This is a genomic window from Frigoribacterium faeni (assembly GCF_007988805.1).
Classification (GTDB): domain Bacteria; phylum Actinomycetota; class Actinomycetes; order Actinomycetales; family Microbacteriaceae; genus Frigoribacterium; species Frigoribacterium faeni.
Genome location: NZ_BJUV01000016.1, coordinates 61,367 through 78,284, shown reverse-complemented (window position 1 = coordinate 78,284; position 16,918 = coordinate 61,367). Strand labels below are relative to the sequence as shown.

At 72.5% G+C, this 16,918-nt stretch carries 19 protein-coding genes; 8 read left to right on the top strand and 11 right to left on the bottom strand.

What is annotated here, in order from left to right; genetic code table 11:
- Positions 1 to 5: 5 nt before the first annotated feature.
- Positions 6 to 743, bottom strand: a complete 738-nt coding sequence (locus FFA01_RS09245) for an SDR family oxidoreductase (protein ID WP_146855352.1) — start codon at positions 741 to 743, stop codon at positions 6 to 8.
- Positions 744 to 808: 65 nt separating this feature from the next.
- Between FFA01_RS09245 and FFA01_RS09240 the strand changes: the two genes are divergently transcribed.
- Entirely contained in the window at positions 809 to 1,378 is a 570-nt protein-coding gene (locus FFA01_RS09240) for a TetR/AcrR family transcriptional regulator (RefSeq protein WP_146855350.1), read from the top strand.
- 170 nt (positions 1,379 to 1,548) lie between these two features.
- On the opposite strand, the gene FFA01_RS09235 is transcribed toward FFA01_RS09240, so the two are convergent.
- Both FFA01_RS09235 and FFA01_RS09230 read right to left on the bottom strand, forming a co-directional pair.
- Positions 1,549 to 2,292 carry a hypothetical protein gene (locus FFA01_RS09235; protein ID WP_146855348.1) on the bottom strand — a complete coding sequence of 248 codons (744 nt, stop codon included), beginning with the start codon at positions 2,290 to 2,292 and terminating at the stop codon, positions 1,549 to 1,551.
- Positions 2,293 to 2,362: 70 nt separating this feature from the next.
- Positions 2,363 to 2,938 (bottom strand): hypothetical protein, encoded by a 576-nt coding sequence (locus FFA01_RS09230; RefSeq protein WP_146855346.1) that lies wholly within the window; start codon positions 2,936 to 2,938, stop codon positions 2,363 to 2,365.
- A gap of 152 nt (positions 2,939 to 3,090) precedes the next feature.
- Here FFA01_RS09230 and FFA01_RS09225 point away from each other — a divergent pair, with 152 nt between their 5' ends.
- The 6 genes from FFA01_RS09225 (at position 3,091) to FFA01_RS09200 (ending at position 9,470) form a co-directional block, all read left to right on the top strand.
- A complete protein-coding gene (locus FFA01_RS09225; protein ID WP_167627331.1) occupies positions 3,091 to 4,263 on the top strand; it encodes a sensor histidine kinase in 1,173 nt (390 codons plus the stop codon).
- Positions 4,260 to 4,922 carry a response regulator transcription factor gene (locus FFA01_RS09220; protein ID WP_146855342.1) on the top strand — a complete coding sequence of 221 codons (663 nt, stop codon included), beginning with the start codon at positions 4,260 to 4,262 and terminating at the stop codon, positions 4,920 to 4,922. The genes FFA01_RS09225 and FFA01_RS09220 overlap by 4 nt, the downstream gene beginning before the upstream one ends.
- Before the next feature lie 148 nt (positions 4,923 to 5,070).
- Positions 5,071 to 6,117: a zinc-dependent alcohol dehydrogenase gene (locus FFA01_RS09215; RefSeq protein WP_208720883.1), complete on the top strand. Its 1,047-nt coding sequence runs from the start codon at positions 5,071 to 5,073 to the stop codon at positions 6,115 to 6,117.
- A 42-nt stretch (positions 6,118 to 6,159) separates the two neighbouring features.
- Positions 6,160 to 7,710 (top strand): FAD-dependent oxidoreductase, encoded by a 1,551-nt coding sequence (locus FFA01_RS09210; RefSeq protein ID WP_146855340.1) that lies wholly within the window; start codon positions 6,160 to 6,162, stop codon positions 7,708 to 7,710.
- Positions 7,707 to 8,993, top strand: coding sequence for a cytochrome P450 (locus FFA01_RS09205; RefSeq protein WP_146855338.1), 1,287 nt, complete (start codon positions 7,707 to 7,709; stop codon positions 8,991 to 8,993). The genes FFA01_RS09210 and FFA01_RS09205 overlap by 4 nt, the downstream gene beginning before the upstream one ends.
- A gap of 213 nt (positions 8,994 to 9,206) precedes the next feature.
- Positions 9,207 to 9,470: a hypothetical protein gene (locus FFA01_RS09200; RefSeq protein ID WP_146855336.1), complete on the top strand. Its 264-nt coding sequence runs from the start codon at positions 9,207 to 9,209 to the stop codon at positions 9,468 to 9,470.
- A gap of 17 nt (positions 9,471 to 9,487) precedes the next feature.
- On the opposite strand, the gene FFA01_RS09195 is transcribed toward FFA01_RS09200, so the two are convergent.
- From FFA01_RS09195 to FFA01_RS09175, 5 genes are all read right to left on the bottom strand, one after another.
- The gene (locus FFA01_RS09195; protein ID WP_146855333.1) at positions 9,488 to 10,021 is read right to left on the bottom strand and encodes a GNAT family N-acetyltransferase; all 534 of its coding nucleotides are present in this window, start codon (positions 10,019 to 10,021) and stop codon (positions 9,488 to 9,490) included.
- On the bottom strand, positions 10,018 to 10,509 hold the full coding sequence (locus tag FFA01_RS09190) for a tetratricopeptide repeat protein (RefSeq protein WP_146855331.1): 492 nt from the start codon (positions 10,507 to 10,509) through the stop codon (positions 10,018 to 10,020). Before FFA01_RS09190 ends, FFA01_RS09195 begins: the two co-directional genes overlap by 4 nt.
- On the bottom strand, positions 10,506 to 11,606 hold the full coding sequence (locus FFA01_RS09185; protein ID WP_146855329.1) for a hypothetical protein: 1,101 nt from the start codon (positions 11,604 to 11,606) through the stop codon (positions 10,506 to 10,508). The genes FFA01_RS09190 and FFA01_RS09185 overlap by 4 nt, the downstream gene beginning before the upstream one ends.
- A gap of 50 nt (positions 11,607 to 11,656) precedes the next feature.
- Positions 11,657 to 12,235 (bottom strand): hypothetical protein, encoded by a 579-nt coding sequence (locus FFA01_RS09180; RefSeq protein WP_146855327.1) that lies wholly within the window; start codon positions 12,233 to 12,235, stop codon positions 11,657 to 11,659.
- A gap of 131 nt (positions 12,236 to 12,366) precedes the next feature.
- On the bottom strand, positions 12,367 to 13,236 hold the full coding sequence (locus FFA01_RS09175; protein ID WP_146855325.1) for a hypothetical protein: 870 nt from the start codon (positions 13,234 to 13,236) through the stop codon (positions 12,367 to 12,369).
- A gap of 123 nt (positions 13,237 to 13,359) precedes the next feature.
- On the opposite strand from FFA01_RS09175, the gene FFA01_RS09170 reads away from it, so the two are divergent.
- Entirely contained in the window at positions 13,360 to 14,094 is a 735-nt protein-coding gene (locus tag FFA01_RS09170) for an SDR family NAD(P)-dependent oxidoreductase (protein ID WP_146855323.1), read from the top strand.
- A 21-nt stretch (positions 14,095 to 14,115) separates the two neighbouring features.
- Here the strand turns inward: FFA01_RS09170 and FFA01_RS09165 are convergent, their stop codons facing one another.
- The 3 genes from FFA01_RS09165 to FFA01_RS09155 all read right to left on the bottom strand — a co-directional run bounded on the left by FFA01_RS09165 (position 14,116) and on the right by FFA01_RS09155 (position 16,827).
- Entirely contained in the window at positions 14,116 to 15,561 is a 1,446-nt protein-coding gene (locus FFA01_RS09165; RefSeq protein ID WP_146855321.1) for a glucose-6-phosphate dehydrogenase, read from the bottom strand.
- A gap of 104 nt (positions 15,562 to 15,665) precedes the next feature.
- Positions 15,666 to 16,340, bottom strand: coding sequence for an SDR family oxidoreductase (locus FFA01_RS09160; protein WP_146855319.1), 675 nt, complete (start codon positions 16,338 to 16,340; stop codon positions 15,666 to 15,668).
- 43 nt (positions 16,341 to 16,383) lie between these two features.
- Positions 16,384 to 16,827 (bottom strand): hypothetical protein, encoded by a 444-nt coding sequence (locus FFA01_RS09155; RefSeq protein ID WP_167627328.1) that lies wholly within the window; start codon positions 16,825 to 16,827, stop codon positions 16,384 to 16,386.
- Positions 16,828 to 16,918: the final 91 nt, after the last annotated feature.

The window sequence follows — 16,918 nt, the reverse complement described above, 5'->3', positions numbered from 1 at the left end:
GCCAGTCAGGAGCTCTGCGCGGCGAGCCAGTCTCGGAAACGGGGGCCGACGACCTCCGCGTGCGCCCCGGGAAGGAGCGCGCCGTCTCGGAACGCTCGCCCGAGCCGTCCGGGTATGCGCACCGGCACAGGGGTGATCGAGCCGTGCGTCGCGGCCTTCGTCATCTCCCACAACGTGGTGGTCTCGGGGCCGGCGATCTCGATGACGGCGTCCGTGCGGTCGGCGACGGTGACGTCGGCGAGGACCGACGCCACGGCTTCGAGGGCCACGGGAGCGATCGTCATCCCGGGCACGAGTGAGATCGAGCCGACCTTCATCCGCTCGAGGTTCTGGTGCACGAACTCGTGCCACTGAGTGGATCTGACGATGGTGAGGTCCGGGCTCGCGGCCAGCGCGGCCTGCTCCTGCGCGGTCTTGCCGGCGAAGTACCCGTACCCCTGCACCTCGGGGCGCGTGCAGTTCACGATCGACAGCAGCACATGTCGTGCGCCGAGATCCCGGGAGGCGAGACTCAGCGCGCGGGTCGACCCGGTGAAGAAGGCGGTCGCCTTCTTCCGGTTCGTCGTGAAGCGCCCGGTCGCCTCGATGATCACGTCCGCACCCGCCAGTGCGGCCCGCGCGTCGTCCCGGAGCACGTCGAACCCGGTCGAGCGCGACAGTCGTGTGGCGGAGCACCCCCGTGCCTCCACCGCTCGGACGATCGCGTTCCCGGACACCCCGCCGCCGATCACTGCCACCCGCATGCCATCCTCATTCCTCTACTTCTGTAGAGGCTACTACGATCGGAGAGATCTTCAGGGAGAGTGGCATGGGACGACGTGATGAGCTGGCCGAAGCGGGCGTCCGGTTGCTCGCTCGCGACGGCATCCGGGCGCTCACCCACCGGGCCGTCGACGTCGAAGCGGGTCTCCCCGCGGGCTCGACGACCTACTACGCCCGCACTCGTCGCGAGCTGACCGGTCTCGTCGTCGCCCACATCACCGAGCAGCTGGCATCGGACCTGCGAGAGCTCTCCATCCCGGCCTCGCTGGAGGACGCGACAGCCGTCCAGATCGCGAGTGCCTTTCTCGATGAGATCGCGCGGCGAGAGGACGCACAGGCCGCGCGTTTCGCGCTCCTGTTCGAGCTTCGCGGCGACGATGAGCTCCGCGGGCCGCTCACGGCCGCCGACCCGGTGAGGTTCGCTCTCATCGACACGGCGCGCGCCATCCTCGACGCCATCGGCGTGGCCGACCTCCAGGAGGCCGCCGTCGACATGGTCGGGCTCATCGACGCCCTGCTCCTGTACCGCACCGCGGGGGCCGGCCCGGTCGATCCGACCCGCGTCCTCACGGCCTACCTGACGGGCCTCCGCCGAGTGGGCTCACCGCCCGCGTAGTCGCCGACTCGTGGACGGCTCTCCTTCGCTCCGCGCGTGACGCTCGAGGAGCTTCTGGACTGCGGGGTCATGCTGCATCCGACGTGTGTCGGCGCGGTACCGTGCCGCGCCGACGACGCCGACCACGAGGACACCGGACAGGACGGCCGACACGACGACCAGGAGGCGCCTCATGCGCCGACCCTCCGCTCGTCGGTGAGATCGTCAGCCGTCCGGGACGACGCCCTCGACCGTGACCGGGACCGCACCAGCATGCTGACGCCCACGGCGGCGGGGAGCGAACCGAAGGCGACGCCGCTCAACGGACCGGCCGGTCCGGGATCGGTGACGGGCTCCAGGGAGATCAGGGCCGACTGGGCGAGGGTGAGCAGCACGAAGCCGGCTGCGAGGTTGGTGAGCTTGACCGCCTCGGCGAGGGGGTCGCGGTTGCGCCGGGCGGAGACGACGCCATGGACGGCCAGGCCGATCTCCGCGAAGGTCACCGTGGCGAGGATGATCGCCGGCCATCTGTCGTACCTGGTCTGCTCGGCGGAGCCCGTGACCAGGGGCAGGAAGCTCACGACGAACATCAGCGAGAGGGCGACGAGCACGATGCCCGTCAGACGGTAGGTGCGTTCGTGCAGGACAGCGCTGGTTGCGGGTCCGGTCGGCCCGTCCGCGGCGGCCCGGAGCTCCGCGCGTCGGCTGACGACATGGCACCGGATGATCTCGACTTTGAGGGCGATCACCCCGACGGCGAAGAGGACCGTGCCGAGCAGGGAGGCCGAGGGAGCCAGCACGAAGAGCGCGCCCTTGCCGACCGCGAGCGCCGTCGCCGCCGGGACGGACAGCATCGTGAAGAGGACGGCGCGTCGACTCTGGTCGCGGAAGAGCGCGACCGCGTCGGCACGACCGATCGGGGGGAGCGCGGGCACGGTCAGTCCGCCCCGGGGGAGACCGTGGACACCGCGTGGACGACCTCGCGGTCGCCGAGGAGCCGGCGCATCAGCGGGTCAGCGCGGCGGCGCGCTCGCACGCGTCGTACACCGCGTCGTACTGGCGGTCGAGCAGAGGCGCGACCTGCGCGGCGCGTCGGGCCGCCGTCAGCCGGTGCGCCGGCCAGGCCAGCGCCCACAGCGCGAGACCGTTGACGCCGAGCCCGATCGAGACGAAGGAGGGGCCGTCGTCGAGGAGGAACACCGAGCCGGCGAGGAAGGCGGCGCCGACGAGACCGAGGGCGACGGCCACCGCGGTCGCTCGCGCGGAGCGCGACCGCTCGAGGGCGTCGATGCGGCGCAGAGCGCCCTCGGCCTGACGCTGCAGCTCGCCCAGCGCCTGTCGACCGCGGAGAGCTCGGTCGCGGGTGAGCGTCAAGGTCGACGTCGTCGTCCTGGGCACGATCGACGCGGCGGGGCCGTCCCAGGCCTCGACGGTCCAGCCGAAGGCGCTGTACGTGTCGCGGTGCAGCTGCTCGTGGCGAGCGGGGACGCGGACGGTCGCGTACTCCCGGGCCGTGAACGACGGGGTGGCCGGCTCGGCGTCGGCGGAGGCGGCGAAGGCCGCGGCGGTGATGCTGTCCATGAGGTCGTCTCCTGTCCGACGGTCCGGCGGGTCCGGTCCGTCGTCTCGTCCAGACTCCTGGCCAGGCCTCCCCGTTCCGTCGTCCCGAGAGATCGTCCCCATCTGCTGCGATCGCTGTAGGCCCCCGCCTGTCGACCTGCCAGGATCGGGACGTGCCCTCTCCCGCCGGCGTCCGTCTCGCCGAACGCGTCGTCCTCGTCGTCGTCCTCGTCGCCCTCGTCGTGAACCTCGTGGCGCCGCTCTTCCAGGACGGACCGGTGGTCCCGGCCGTCGCATCGGGCCTCCTGTCGGTGCTCGGCGTCGGTCTGCTCCGGCGTCGCCCCGTCGTGGCTCTCGTCGTCGTCTCGCTGGCCGGCATCGTGGCGTCACTGGGAGGTGCCGACCCGACGGGGGCCTGGTCGATCGCCGTCTTCGTGGCGTTCCTCCAGAGTCTCCGCCGCCTCCCCGCCGTCCTGGTGGGCTCGGTCGTCGGCGTGACCAGCGCCGTCGCGGTCGCCCTCCACGAGGGGCAGGTCAGTCTCGAGAGGCCCACCGCGTCGATCGCGGCGGTGTGCGGCGTCGCCGCCGCGGCGGCCGGCAGCGCCGTGCGCTCCAACCTGAGGTGGCGTGCCGAGCTCGAGGGGCGGGCGCACGACGCCATCGAGAACCGGCGAGCCGCCGTCGACCGGAGCGTCGCGGAGGAGCGCGTGCGCATCGCCCGTGACCTGCACGACAGCATCGGCCACCACATCGCCGTCGTGAGCGTGCACCTCGGCACCGCGCAGGTGACCGTGAGCGAAGACGATCGAGCGACCCGCGCCTCCCTCGAGTCCGCGCGTGACGCGGTCAGGGCCGTCCTGGTCGAGACGCAGCAGGTGCTGCGGGTCCTGCGCCGCGGCGATGCCCCGTCCGATCTCGAACCCCCGCCCGACCACGCCGGCGTCCCCGCCCTCGTCGCGTCCGCACGGTCCGCCGGGTTGGTCGTCGACGTCACCTTGCGGGGGCTCGACCGCCCGCTCGCCCCGGTGGTCAGCACGGCCGTCCACCGCATCGTGCAGGAGGCGCTGACGAACGCCCTGAAGCACGGCGGCGGTCAGGTGTCCCTGCGCGTCGAGATCGCGGAGGCCGTGCTCATCGAGGCGGCTAACGTCCGGGCCGACGGGGGAGGACCCGCCACCGGGCCCGACCACCCCGGCGGTCACGGGCTCATCGGAATGACGGAGCGTGCGACATCGGTCGGGGGCCGGGTCGAGCACTGGACCGAGGGTCGGGTGTTCTGGCTTCGCGCCGTCCTGCCCGCCGACGCGCCCTCGACGGACGCAGCACTCGAGGAGGCGCGACGGTGATCCGGGTCATGATCGTCGACGACCAGGACATCATCCGCGCCGGTCTCGCCGCCATCGTCGGTGCGCCGGAGGACCTCGAGGTCGTCGCCCAGGCCGCCGACGGGTTCGAGGCGCTGCAGACGCTCGCGACGACCGCGGTCGACGTGCTGCTGGTCGACCTCCGGATGCCGGGCATCGACGGGGTCGAGACCGTCCGCCGCGTCCGTCTGCTCCGGCCGGCCGCCGAGCTGGGGATCCTCGTCGTGACGACCTTCGACGAGGACGAGAACGTCCTGCGCGCCCTCCGTGCCGGGGCCGACGGGTTCTTCAGCAAGAGCGCGAGCCCGGCCGAGATCGCCGACGGGGTCCGGCGGGTCGCTGCCGGAGGCCGCGCGCTCTCCGATCACGCGGTCGGGGTCGTCGTCGATCACGTCGCCGACGACCGGGGTGTCGTGATCGACCGTGCCGTCGCCGACCTCGTCGCCACGCTCACTCCGCGGGAGCGCGAGATCGTCGAGGCCATCGTCTCGGGGCTCGACGGGGCGACGATCGCCGCCCGCCTCCACCTGTCGCCCTTCACCGTCAAGACCCACGCGAATCGCGCCATGGCCAAGGTCGGCGCGACCGACCGCGGGCAGCTCGTCTCGTTGGCCGTGCGGGCGGGGATCCTGCCCAGCTGACACGTGCGGCGTCGGGCACGCCGGTCTCGAACTGCTGCGATCGCAGCAGCTCGGGTCGATCCAGGAGGACGACGTCGAGACCGCGCCGTCGACCGAGACTCGAGGGGACGCAGGGCGAGTGCCCGCGACGACCTCAGAGGAGACACCGATGACCACGATCGCCACCCCCGTCCCCGCGACCATGCACGTCGCCACCGTCACCGGCCCCGGCACGGTCGATCTCGTGGAGGCCCCCGTGCCGACGCCGGGCCCGACCGACGTGCTGGTGAGGGTGCGTGCCTGCGGCATCTGCGGATCCGACGGCTTCTACGTCTCGCTGGGCGGCCTCCCCGGCCTCGAGGGTCGGACGCCCCTCGGCCATGAACCCGCCGGCGAGGTCGTCGTCGTCGGATCCGACGTCGAGGGCGTCGCGGTCGGCGACCACGTGGTGGTGAACCCGATGGTCGCCCCCACCGGCATCATCGGCAGCGGAGGGACGACCGGCGGGCTGGCCGACTACCTGCTCGTGCAGGACGCGGTCCTCGGCCACAGCCTCTTGACCGTGCCCGAGCACGTGCCGTTCGAGGTCGCCGCGCTGAACGAGCCGATGGCCGTCGCCCGTCACGCGGTGAACCGCACCGGCGCGGGCCCCGGCGACCGGGTCGTCGTGTTCGGCGCCGGCCCGGTCGGGCTCGGGGTCGCCATCAGCGCGATGGCCGCCGGGGTCGACAGCGTCGTGGTCGTCGACGTCGTCCCGTCACGGCTCGAGAAGGCCACCCGCATCGGCGCCGACGCCGTCATCGACTCCTCCGTCGACGACGTCCTCGAGCGACTCGTCGAGGTGCACGGCGAGGGCCCCGCGCGCCGCGGCGTGCGGAAGGCCGGCAGCACCGTCTACCTGGACGCCACGGGAGCGGCTCCCGTGCTGCGCACGATCTTCTCCGTCGCGCGTCACGGCGCCGTCGTCGGGATCGTCGGCGTGCACAAGGACCCCGTCGAGGTCGACTTCGGCGAGCTGCTCGGCGCCGAGCTGACCATCGTCACGTCGATGGGCTACCCGACGGAGATCTTCGAGGTGACGGCCGACATCGTCGAGAACTGGGAGAGGTACGCCGTCATCGTCAGCGACCGCTACGCGTTCCAGGACGTTCAGGAGGCGCTGGTCGCCGCTGCGACGCCGGGCGCCGCCGACAAGGTGGTCGTCACCTTCGACTGAGCCCCCACGTCATCCCCGACACCCCACGCGAAGGAAGAGACCATGCGAATCGCCGTCGACATGACCAGGTGCCAGAGCTACGCGCAGTGCGCGTTCCTGGCGCCCGAGGTGTTCCGGTTCGAGGGCGACGAAGCCCTCGTCTACGACCCCGAGCCGTCCGAGGAGTCCCGCGCGCGCCTCCTGCAGTCCGCGGCGGCGTGCCCGGTGCAGGCCATCCGGCTCGACGGCGAGCAGCGGAGGCCGATGCCCGGGGTCGCGACTCCGACGGTGCTGACCGAGACCGATCGCGTGGTCGTGGTGGGAGCCTCCCTGGCGGGCCTGACCGCGGCGGAGACCCTGAGGTCGCAGGGGTTCACGGGATCGATCACCCTCATCGGCGACGAGACCGACGAACCCTACGATCGTCCGCCCCTGTCGAAGCAGGTGCTGCTCGGGACCGCCTCCGCCACGGGAACCCGACTTCCCCGGGCGTCCGACCTCGACGTCGAATGGCGCCTCGGCGTGAGCGCGACCGGCCTGGACGTGACGGCACGCGCCGTCACCCTCGCGGACGGCGACACCGTGCCCTACGACCGGGTGCTGATCGCCACCGGGACGCGAGCCCGGCCGTGGCCCGTCCCTCGAGAAGCAGCCCTCGACGGCGTCCACACCCTCCGGACGGCCGACGACGCGGCGCGACTCCGCGCCCGCCTCGACGCGGGACCGCGGCGCGTGCTCATCGTCGGCGGAGGGTTCACCGGATCCGAGATCGCGTCGGCCTGCCGACGCCTGGACATCCCCGTCACCCTGGTCGATCGGGGTCCGGCACCACTGGCCCGGGCCCTCGGCGAGAGCTTCGGCAGCGTCCTCGCCGAGGTGCAGCGCGAGCACGGCGTCGACCTGCGGTCGGGCCTCACCGTCTCGAGCCTGCACTCGGACGAGAACGGAGCGGTCGCGGCCGCCACTCTCTCGGACGGCGCGGAACTCGACGTCGACGTGGTGGTCATCGCGATCGGCGCCCTCCGCAACACCGAGTGGCTCGACGGGTCGGGTCTGTCCGTCGGGCCGCTCGGAGTCGACTGCGACGCGTCACTCCGCGCACTGGCCCCCGACGGCACCGTCGTCGACGGCGTCTTCGTCGCCGGGGACGTCGCCGCCTCCCCGCACCCGTCGGGCGACGGCCGCCGGATCTCCGTCGAGCACTGGGGGAACGCCGTCGGCCAGGCCACCGTCGCCGCCGGGAACATGCGCGCGGACGGCCATGCCCGACACGAGGAGGTCCCCGTGTTCTGGTCGAACCAGTTCGGCCACGTCATCAAGTCCGTGGGGACCCCTGACGCGGCGGACCGCGTGGTGGTAGCTCAGGGGTCCACCCGGCGACGCGCGTTCGTCGCCGTCTACGGCGCCGGCGATCGGATGGTCGGCGCCACGGCTCTCGACCAGGTCAAGTGGATCGAGCACTACCGGCGACAGATCGGCGCGGGGGCCGCGTTCCCGCCCGAGGGCCGCACCGTCGACGACCCGTCGGGCGCCGAGCGCGTCGAGCTCCTCCTACCGCGCGTCACCCGCCCCGACACCGCCACTCCGGATCCCGATGGAAGGACCACCCCGTGAACACCTCTCCCGAACCCCGCCCCGGCTGCCCGGTCGCCGGTGGCTCCCCCGCTGCGTCGGCGACGTGGGACCGCTTCCTCGATCACGACAACCGGTACGATCCCTACCCCCTGTACGCGCGCCTCCGCGACACCGCGCCGGTCCAGCGACTCGACGACGGAGCGTTCCTGATCACGGGCTACGACGAGATCCTCCAGGTCGTCCACGACCCGCACATCAGCTCGGATCCGCTCGCCGGGCGGGACGACGTCGCCGACGCCGGCCCCGGGCTCACCGCCGCGTTCGTGATGCAGGACCCGCCCGTCCACGACCGTCTGCGTCGTCAGACGATGCGTCACTTCGGGCCTCCGCACCACGCCGGCTACATCGACTCCCTCCGCGCCGACATCACGCGGACCGCGACCGCCCTGATCGACGCGTTCCCGGCATCGGGCACCGTCGATCTCGTCGAGGCCTTCGCCTACCCGTTGCCGGTGATGATGATCTGCGACGTCCTCGGCGTCCCGCACGAGGACGAGCCGCGCTTCCACGCCTGGAGCATGGCGATCATCGCGCCTCCGGAGGCGACCACCCCCGAGGAGGCCGAGGCGCTTCAGGGGGAGGCGTCGGCGGCGACCCGCGAGCTCGGCGCCTATCTGGCCCATCTCGCCGAGGTCCGTCGGGGGACACCGCAGGGCGACCTGCTCTCCGGGCTGGTCAACGACGACGGCGCCGAGGGGCCCATGTCGGCCAGCGAGATGATCAGCACCACCATCATGCTGCTCATCGGCGGACACGAGACGACGGTGAACATGATCGCCAACGGCGCCCTGACGCTCCTCCGGCACCCGGAGGAGCTCGATCGGCTCCGCACCGACCCGAGCACCATGCCCCGGGTCTTCGAGGAGCTGCTCCGACTGGAACCACCCGCTCAGGTCACCCCGAAGTACATCGCCCTGGAGGACGTGCTCGTCGGCGACGTGACGATCACCAGGGGGTCGCCCGTCTGGGTCGCGTGGGCGGCGGCGAACCGTGATCCACGCCACTTCGCCGACCCCGACCGTTTCGACCCCCTGCGCGAGAACCGGGACCACCTCGGCTTCGGAGCGGGCATCCACGCGTGCTTCGGCGCTCCGCTCGCCCGCCTCGAGACCCAGATCGCCTTGGCCGAGCTGTTCTCCCGGCTCGTGGACGTCCGCCTCGTCGAGGATCCCCCTCCCTACCGGCGCAACCCGCTCCTGCGCGGTCCGAGTCGGCTGGACATCTCGTTCGGCCGGGTCCTGCCGGCTGCGACGGTGTCCTGACGACGGCACCAGGCGGGCGGTCGCGCGACGCAGGCGCGCCTCCGTCCGGAGGTCCGCCCGCCTGCGGGGGAGGAGCGGGAGCCGTGTCCACGGACGACTGCGGCACCGCGAGCATGCCTCGACCCCATCCGGGGCGGATCGTCATCCGGGAGGACGGAGAGGTCATCTCCTCGACGGACGCCGGGCCACTGGTCGTTGTCTAGCGTCAGAGGCATGTCCCGGAAGAAGCGCAGGCTCCTGATCGTCGTCGGTGCGCTCGTCGCCGCCGTCTCCGCCGGTGTCACGGTCCTCTACGTCTTCCAGCCGTGGCGTTCGTGCCCCTACGACGACACGTCCGCGGGCTGCGGGATGCTCACCGGCGATGCGGTCGTCATGCTGCTGGCCATCGTGGGGGTGCTGGTCGGCGGGACGCTGATCGTCGCCGGCCTCATCGGACCTCGAAGAACAAGGCGACTCTCGGCAGCGGGGCGCGCGTAGGGGTCAGTGAGCGACGCTCATCGGGTCGGGTGTCCAGGCACCGGCACCGCGTACTTGAATCCGACGTGCGAGTCGACGAAGCCGAGGCGCGTGTAGAAGCGGTGGGCGTCGGTCCGGGCGGCGTCCGAGGTGAGCTGCACGAGGGACGTGCCGAGGTCGACGGCCGCCTGCTCGGTCACCCAGTGCATCAGCGCGCCTCCGATCCCCGACGACCGTTCGGCGCTGGCGACGCGGACCGCCTCGACCAGCAGCCGGGCGCTGCCGCGTCGTGCCATGCCGGGGATGACCGTGAGCTGCAGCGTGCCGATGACGCCGCCGGCGGCGTCGACCGCCACGACGAGCTCGTTGCTCGGATCGTCGACGATGGCGGCGAGTGCCGTCGCGTAGGCGGCACGGTCGTCGTCGCTCGCGACGTCGCCGCGACCGGCGCTGATCGGGTCGTCGGAGAGCAGCCGCATGATCGCCTCGAGATCGTCGCCCGTCGCCCGTCTGACGAACAGGCTCGCGTCGCGGGCTCGGACCGAGACGGGCAGGTCGAGCCGCGCGATCACAGCTCGTGACCGGTGAGCGCCGCGGCGTAGGCCTTCACCGAGCGGTGGTACCGGGGGAGGCTCGGTTCGACCGCCTCGATCGCCACGCGGAGCGCCTCGTCGGTGCGACCGGCGCTGTGCAGGGCGAGAGCGAGGAAGACCTGAGGGGCCGCGCCGGTGGCGGGGTGCTCGGGCGCGGCTCGGAGCATGGCGATGGCCTCGTCGATGCGGCCGTTGTTCCGCAGGGTCGAGGCGTGCTGCACGACCATCCGCGCGGCCCGGTCGGGGTCGACCGTGTCGAGTCCGGCCGCCGTCGCCGCGGCGTAGTGGACGTCGGCCTCGACCTCGTGCCCACCCGAATCGAACGCGCCGCCGAGCTCGAACTCGCCCAGGGCGGGGTGCGGAGCCTCGTCGGCGAGGGCCTCCATGCGGCCGATCCGCTGCTGGTCGTCGACGGTCTCGTCAGCCCACAGCGCGGCGACGCGGTCTTCCCATTCTGCGTTGCTCATCCGTCGACGCTATCCGTTCGTCCGGTCTCCGCGGTGATGTCATCGGGCCGATCCTCTGTCAGGGCTCGCCGGTTCGCGGTGACGTCGCCAGGGGCGGTCGCGGTCAGGTCGGCGTGCTCCCGGACCCAGCGACGGGCCCGGCGGATCCGGATGATCAGGAGGGGCGCGATCGCGATGAAGACGGCGGCGAGCCCGAGGAGGAGGACGAGCGGGACGAGGTCCTCGCTCGTCGTCAGCTGCATGACCTGCTGGATCATGAGCCCGGCGTAGAGCTGACCGAAGAAGGCGAGTTGGAACGGCAGGAGGACGCTCGTGACGTGGGCGTAGTGCGTCGCCGCGGGCAGCTCGGAGGCGTCCAGTTCGGAAGGCTTCCGGGCCAGCACCGCCTTGCCGACTCTCCTCAGGAGTGCCGCGTCGTGATCCGTGGTCTCCCGCAGCTCACTGTTCAGGGGGAACGAGACGATCATGCTCGCGAGGCCGCTTGCGAGGAACGACGACGCCAGAACCGCCAGGAGAGCGAATCCGATGTCCTCGGAGGGGTCTCCGAACGAGGTGATCAGCACGAGGGCGGCGATGGATCCGAGGATGAAGACGGCGCCGAACGTGACGGTGATGCGCATCACCTTGCGCCTGATGTCGAGCCGGGACAGGGGCGTCCACTCGGGCCTGTCCTGGCGCGTAGCGAGATCGCGTCTCAGCAGGGCGGGTCCGACGGCGACCGCGACGACGGTCAGGAGCACGCACGCGGCGGCGAAGAGGACGGGCAGCCACGCAGGAGTCCCGTTCACCACGGCGTAGAAGACGATCGTCGCGACGGCCGCGATCTCGAAGACGCCGATGCCCACAGCCCAGTTCCGCAGAAGCCGTCGACTCTCGTCGTCGCGTCTGAAGTCCCAGGTGGCCAGCAGGGACCCGAGAGTGAACGGTCCGAAGATCACGATCATCAAGCCGACGAGGGCCGGGACCAGCGTCCATTCCGCGACGGGAGGCCCGACGGAGACGAGCAGGATCGTGCTGCCGAGTACCGAGCCGCTGGCGAGCAGGACGGACACGATGAAGACGACGGGTTTCATGTCGAGCACCTTTCGGGCGGTCACGGGTGCGTGCGTCGAGCGGGAGCGCTGGCGACTCGGGCGACTCGGGCCGCTCACGTCGACGTGAGCTCGCGGAGGACGAGGAGGAGCGCCGCGACGAGCATCCCGGCCCCGGCGACCCAGCCGATCCACTTCGAGGGCACCACGCCGGCGGCTGCGGCGGGGAGGGTCCACAGCAGGGGCACGAGCACCCAGCCGAGCAGATCGAGGTCGGCCGCGGTGCCGACGAGCCGCCCGGAGAGACCGGCGACCGCCAGAGCCAGCCACGCGACGAGCAGCAGGGCGAGGACGACCGAGAAGACGCCCGTGAACCGGCCGCCGCGCGGATCCCGACCGACCATGGCCCCGACCACGATCCCCGCGACGATGCAGCCCGCCACGACCCCGCCGAGCAGGGCGAGGAGGACGACCCCGAGACCCTCGAAGCCTCCCGGCGACGCGACGAACGCCACGATCACCACCACGACGACGAGAAGGACGCCGGCGCCGGCGCCCGCCGCGACCGCTCCGAGAGAGCGCCCGACCGTCAGCGGACCGCGGCTCTCGGGCCCGCGCTGCCCGCCACCGCGCAGGGCAGGCGGCAGCGTCGAGAGGTCGGGCGGATCGCCGTGCTGTCGCTCGTCGTCGGTCACGTGCTGAACCCCACCGCCCCAGGCCCCCTGCCCGTCAGGCCGAGGCTACTGCACCCGGTCGAGCCGGAGAACCGAGGGCACCGGGTCGGCAGAGGGGCGCGCGCCACCGGGTGCGAGCCGCGCGCTCCTCGTCAGTCCTCGTGCGCCTCCGGCAGCACCTGTCCGGCGAACTGCTGGGCGCGGCGCTCGAACTCGGCGCGGCGGGACTCGGGCAGCAGCCCGTCCGCTCCGTACGACAGGGTGATCGTGTCGGTCTCCCAGCCGGCGTCGGCGACGTCCGCGGACTTCTCGGCGAAGGTGCCCTCGGCGTCGTCCTTCGAGAGGTCCTGGAAGGAGAACCAGAGCCACTGCCCCGTCGGCCCCTCGATGCCACCGGAGACGACGACCTGCTCGTCCAGCGTCGTGCCGCCCGTCTGCGCCAGCCGGTCGGCGTCGGGCTGCGGCCAGCGCTCGTCGTCGAACCAGGGCTCCGACCAGCCGTGTCGGGCGGCGACCTCGCCGATGATGGCGACCGCCGCCTCCTTCTCGGCCCACGACCGCGGCACCGACGAGGTCTGCTCGGTCGGCAGGTTCACGACCTCGAGCAGCGACGGCCCGCCCCACCCGTTGTCGGTCGGGAACGCCACGTCGTCGTCGGACCGGCCCGCAGGAGGCGCGACCCAGGTCAGCGAGAACCGCTCGGTCAGCGCCGCCTTCATCTCGTCGACCATCTCCTCGCCCTCGGCGACGCCCTCCTCGAGGCTGGGGCCCGCGAGGGACTCGTCGGCCGTGAGGTCGAACCGCCCGGGATGCTCGCTCCAGTCGAGCTCCGTCTCGCGCCCCTGGGCGTCGACGACCGTGGTGACGACCGGGTCGGGTGCGATCAGCCAGGCCAGCGCGCCCATGCCGAGAGCGGGCACGGCGAGAGCCAGGCCGACGACCAGGGCGACCGTGCTGCGACGGCTCGACCCGCGCCTCCTGCCGTCCGTCGCGGGGGCGGGGTCAGTCGTGTCGGAGGGCATGAGCCGAGTCTCGGGCAGGGCGGCGGCGCCTCGCATCCCTCGAGAGGACGACCCGCTCATGCCCGGGACGGACCCGGGGGACGGATCCAGGACGGCAGGAGGCGCGGGGTCCAGGATCGGGACATGGCACACATCCTCGTCACCGGCTCGACCGACGGCCTCGGCCGCGGCGCCGCCGAAGCCCTGCTCGAGCAGGGGCACCACGTCGTCGTCCACGCCCGCAGCGCCTCCCGAGGCGAGGTGCTGCAGCCGCTCGTCGACCGCGGCGCGCGACTCGTCGTCGCCGATCTCGCCGACCGCGACGCGGTGACGGCGCTCGCCGACGAGCTGAACGGCCTCGACACCCCGCTCGAGGCGATCATCCACAACGCCGGGCTGATCAGGGGTGCGGCGATGATGCCCGTCAACGTGGTCGCGCCCTACCTGCTGACCGCGCTCGTCACGGCGCCCACCCGACACGTGTACCTCAGCAGCGGGATGCACAAGGGCGGCAGCGCATCGGCGCTCGGCGACGTCGACTGGGCGGGGTCGCGCGAGACGGGGTCGTACTCCGACAGCAAGCTGTTCGTGACGGCGTTCTCGGCGGCCGTCGCGCGCCTCCTGCCCGCTCTGCACAGCAACGCGGTCGACCCGGGCTGGGTGGCGACGAAGATGGGAGGCGCGGGGGCGCCGGACGACTTCGAGCTCGGCCACCGCACGCAGCGGCTGCTGGCCCTCGGCGAGCTGGGCGAGGTCAGCGGGGCGTACTGGTTCCACGAGGAGCAGCAGCGGCCGCACGACTCGGTCGGCGACGAGGGCTTCCAGGACGCGGTGCTCGCGGCGCTCGAGCGCGAGACGGACGTGGCGCTGCCGCGCTGAGGTCGTGAGGCCCGCCCCCGCCTACTCCGGCCGCTGCGCCGCCGGCGTCGTCTGCTCGGCGCGCACCGCCGGCTCGTCCTGGCAGGCGCCCGCCGGCCACGAATCCGGCCCGGCCGATCCGGCCGGGTACGTGTCGAGCTCGACCTCGCCCGCGTTCCACGCCGCCACCACCGGGTCCACGATGCGCCAGCACTGCTCGGCCGTGTCGCCGCGCACCGACAGCGTCGGGTCGTCGTCGAGGATCCCGCTCAGCACCTCGCCGTAGGCGGTCAGGTCCGAGCGGCCGAAGTCGGCGTGCAGGGTCGCCCGCCCGAGGTCGTACGCGTCACCGGGTCCGTTGACGTTGAGCTCGAGCGACATCTCGTCGGGGGAGATCGCGATGCGCAGGCGGTCGGGCGTCCCTCCGCCTTCGAACTCGGCGGGCACGTGCGCGGGCGGACGGAACGTGATCACGATCTCGCGCCTCCTCGAGGCCACCGCCTTGCCCGACCGCAGCAGGATCGGCACCCCCGCCCAGCGCCAGTTCGCCACCTCGACGACGACCTCGGCCAGCGTCTCGGTCTCGAGCGACGGGTCCACGCCCTCCTCGTCCGCATAGGCGGGGAGCTCGCGCCCGTCGATCGTGCCCGCGACGTAGCGGGCCCGACGGCTGTTCGCCACCGGGTCGTTCTGCCACAGCCGCGTCGCCCGCAGCACCAGGCCCTTCTCGTCGCGCAGGTCGGCCGCCGTCAACGTCGCCGGTGCGTTCATCGTCAGCACCGCCATCACCTGCAGCAGGTGGCTCTGGATCATGTCGACCAGTGCGCCGGCGTGGTCGTAGTAGCGCGCCCGCCCCTCGAGGCCCAGCTCCTCGTCGTAGACGATCTCGACGCTCTCGACGTGCTGGTTGTTCAGCATCGGCTCGATCAGCCGGTTCGCGAAGCGCAGCCCGAGCAGGTTCAGCACCGTCGACCGCCCCAGGAAGTGGTCGACGCGGTGGATCTGGTCCTCGGGCACCAGCTTCAGCACCTCGCGGTTGAGCTTCTCGGCGCTCGCCAGATCGGTGCCGAACGGCTTCTCGAGCGCGAGCGCCGTGCCCTCGGGCAGGTCGAGCTCGGCCAACGCCGCGCAGCACCTCTCGGTGATGGCGGGCGGCAGGGCGAAGTAGATCGACGGAGGCGCATCGCATTCGTCGAGGAGCGTCCGCATCTGCTCGGCGTCGGTCACATCGACCGTGCGATAGACCGTCGACTCGAGGAGCGCGTCGACCGCGGGACCCACGGCGTCGACGGCGGCGAACGACTCGGCGACGTGCGCCCGCCAGGCCTCGTCGTCGAACTCCTCGGTGCCCGCGCCCACCAGCTGCACCCGACGCTCGGGCTCATGATGGAGCAGACCGCCGAGGCCGGGCATCAGGAGGCGCGCGGCGAGATCCCCGCTCGCGCCGAGGATCAGGAGGGTGGCGGACTCGGTGTGCGCGTTCGTCATGCCTGCACGGTAGTCGGCAGCCCCGCGCCGCACCCGCTTTTCGGCGCCACACCCCGAGAGATTCGGGTGTCGTGCGGAGAAGGGGGTGTCGCGGGGACGCGCGGTCAGCGCCTGCGCGTGGGGCGGAGGGAGAGCGACTCGACGGTCGCGCCGTGCGGCAGATCGACCACGAGGCGCACCGCGTCGGCCACCGACTGCGGTTCGAGATAGAGCGCGGCGTCGTACTCGCCGCCCTCCCTCTCGACCAGCTCGTGCTGCATGTCGGTGTCGACCCGACCGGGATGCACCGAGCTGACCCGCACCCCGTTCGGACGCTCCTCCTCGCGCAGCGAGTCGGTCAGCGCCCGCAGCGCGAACTTGCTCGCCGCGTACGTGCTGCCGCCCGGCCCCGCCGTGAGGCCCGAGCCGCTGTTGATGGTGACCACCGTGCCCTCCGCGGCCCGCAGCGCCGGCAGGAGCTGGCGCGTGAGCTCGGCCACGGCGAAGACGTTCACCTCGAACACCCGACGCCAGTCGTCGAGGGTGGTGCGCTCGACCTCGGCCCCGCCGATCACTCCGGCGGCGTGCACGACGACGTCGAGCGAGTCGAGCGCGGGCGCCTCGAACGACGCGGCGCCGAGATCGGCGACCCAGGCCGTGGCCGACGGGAGGGACGCGGCGATCGCGCGCACCGCCTCCTCGGATCGGCCGTGCACCACCACGTGGTGATCGCGGGCGAGGTCGCGGGCGACGACGAGGCCGATGCCGCGGGTGGATCCGGTGACGAGTGCGGTCTTCATCCCCCCATCATGACGGGGGGCGACCGGACGCCGGCCGGGTGCGCTACGGCCGGACGATGGAGATCGGACCGGTCAGCTGCGGGATCTCGCGGTCGCTGAGCAGCCAGTGCTCGTCGGCGGCCGTCACCAGGAAGGCGAGGGGGCCGGGACGGCAGACGACCAGCGCGCCGTGGTCCTGGTGCAGCACCTGGTCGAGGGCGCCGCCGAGATCGCGATCGTCTTCGGTGCCGGTCGACGACAGGACGGCGCAGCGGCCGTCGGCGCCCATCGCCTGCAGCAGGCGTCGCATGCCCTCGGGGTCGCTGCGGTCGGGCCCCATCGGGTGCTTGGCGTTCATGTCGACCCAGTCGGCGGACTCCAGCATCGCCGCGAGACGATCGCGCGCCTCGTCCGTCGTGGCCTGGGTCAGGTCGTGCACCGTGCCGCGCTGTTCGGGCGCGGCGAAGGCCTCGAGTGCTTCGATCACGGACGGGGGGAGCGACGCCACAGAGGATCTCCTTCGGATCAGGTGCTCCATCATCCCATCCCCGCCGCCTGGCCGCGCATGACATCGCGACGGCGTGCGGCTGCGAAGATGA

What these genes read in the sequence shown, in the direction of transcription:
- FFA01_RS09190 (WP_146855331.1), bottom strand. Translation starts at nt 10,509, where the DNA reads ATGAGCAACGCAGAATGGGAAGACCGCGTCGCCGCGCTGTGGGCTGAC.
- FFA01_RS09200 (WP_146855336.1), top strand. Translation starts at nt 9,207, where the DNA reads ATGTCCCGGAAGAAGCGCAGGCTCCTGATCGTCGTCGGTGCGCTCGTC.
- FFA01_RS09175 (WP_146855325.1), bottom strand. Translation starts at nt 13,236, where the DNA reads ATGCCCTCCGACACGACTGACCCCGCCCCCGCGACGGACGGCAGGAGG.
- FFA01_RS09170 (WP_146855323.1), top strand. Translation starts at nt 13,360, where the DNA reads ATGGCACACATCCTCGTCACCGGCTCGACCGACGGCCTCGGCCGCGGC.
- FFA01_RS09245 (WP_146855352.1), bottom strand. Translation starts at nt 743, where the DNA reads ATGCGGGTGGCAGTGATCGGCGGCGGGGTGTCCGGGAACGCGATCGTC.
- FFA01_RS09215 (WP_208720883.1), top strand. Translation starts at nt 5,071, where the DNA reads ATGACCACGATCGCCACCCCCGTCCCCGCGACCATGCACGTCGCCACC.
- FFA01_RS09210 (WP_146855340.1), top strand. Translation starts at nt 6,160, where the DNA reads ATGCGAATCGCCGTCGACATGACCAGGTGCCAGAGCTACGCGCAGTGC.
- FFA01_RS09160 (WP_146855319.1), bottom strand. Translation starts at nt 16,340, where the DNA reads ATGAAGACCGCACTCGTCACCGGATCCACCCGCGGCATCGGCCTCGTC.
- FFA01_RS09165 (WP_146855321.1), bottom strand. Translation starts at nt 15,561, where the DNA reads ATGACGAACGCGCACACCGAGTCCGCCACCCTCCTGATCCTCGGCGCG.
- FFA01_RS09240 (WP_146855350.1), top strand. Translation starts at nt 809, where the DNA reads ATGGGACGACGTGATGAGCTGGCCGAAGCGGGCGTCCGGTTGCTCGCT.
- FFA01_RS09230 (WP_146855346.1), bottom strand. Translation starts at nt 2,938, where the DNA reads ATGGACAGCATCACCGCCGCGGCCTTCGCCGCCTCCGCCGACGCCGAG.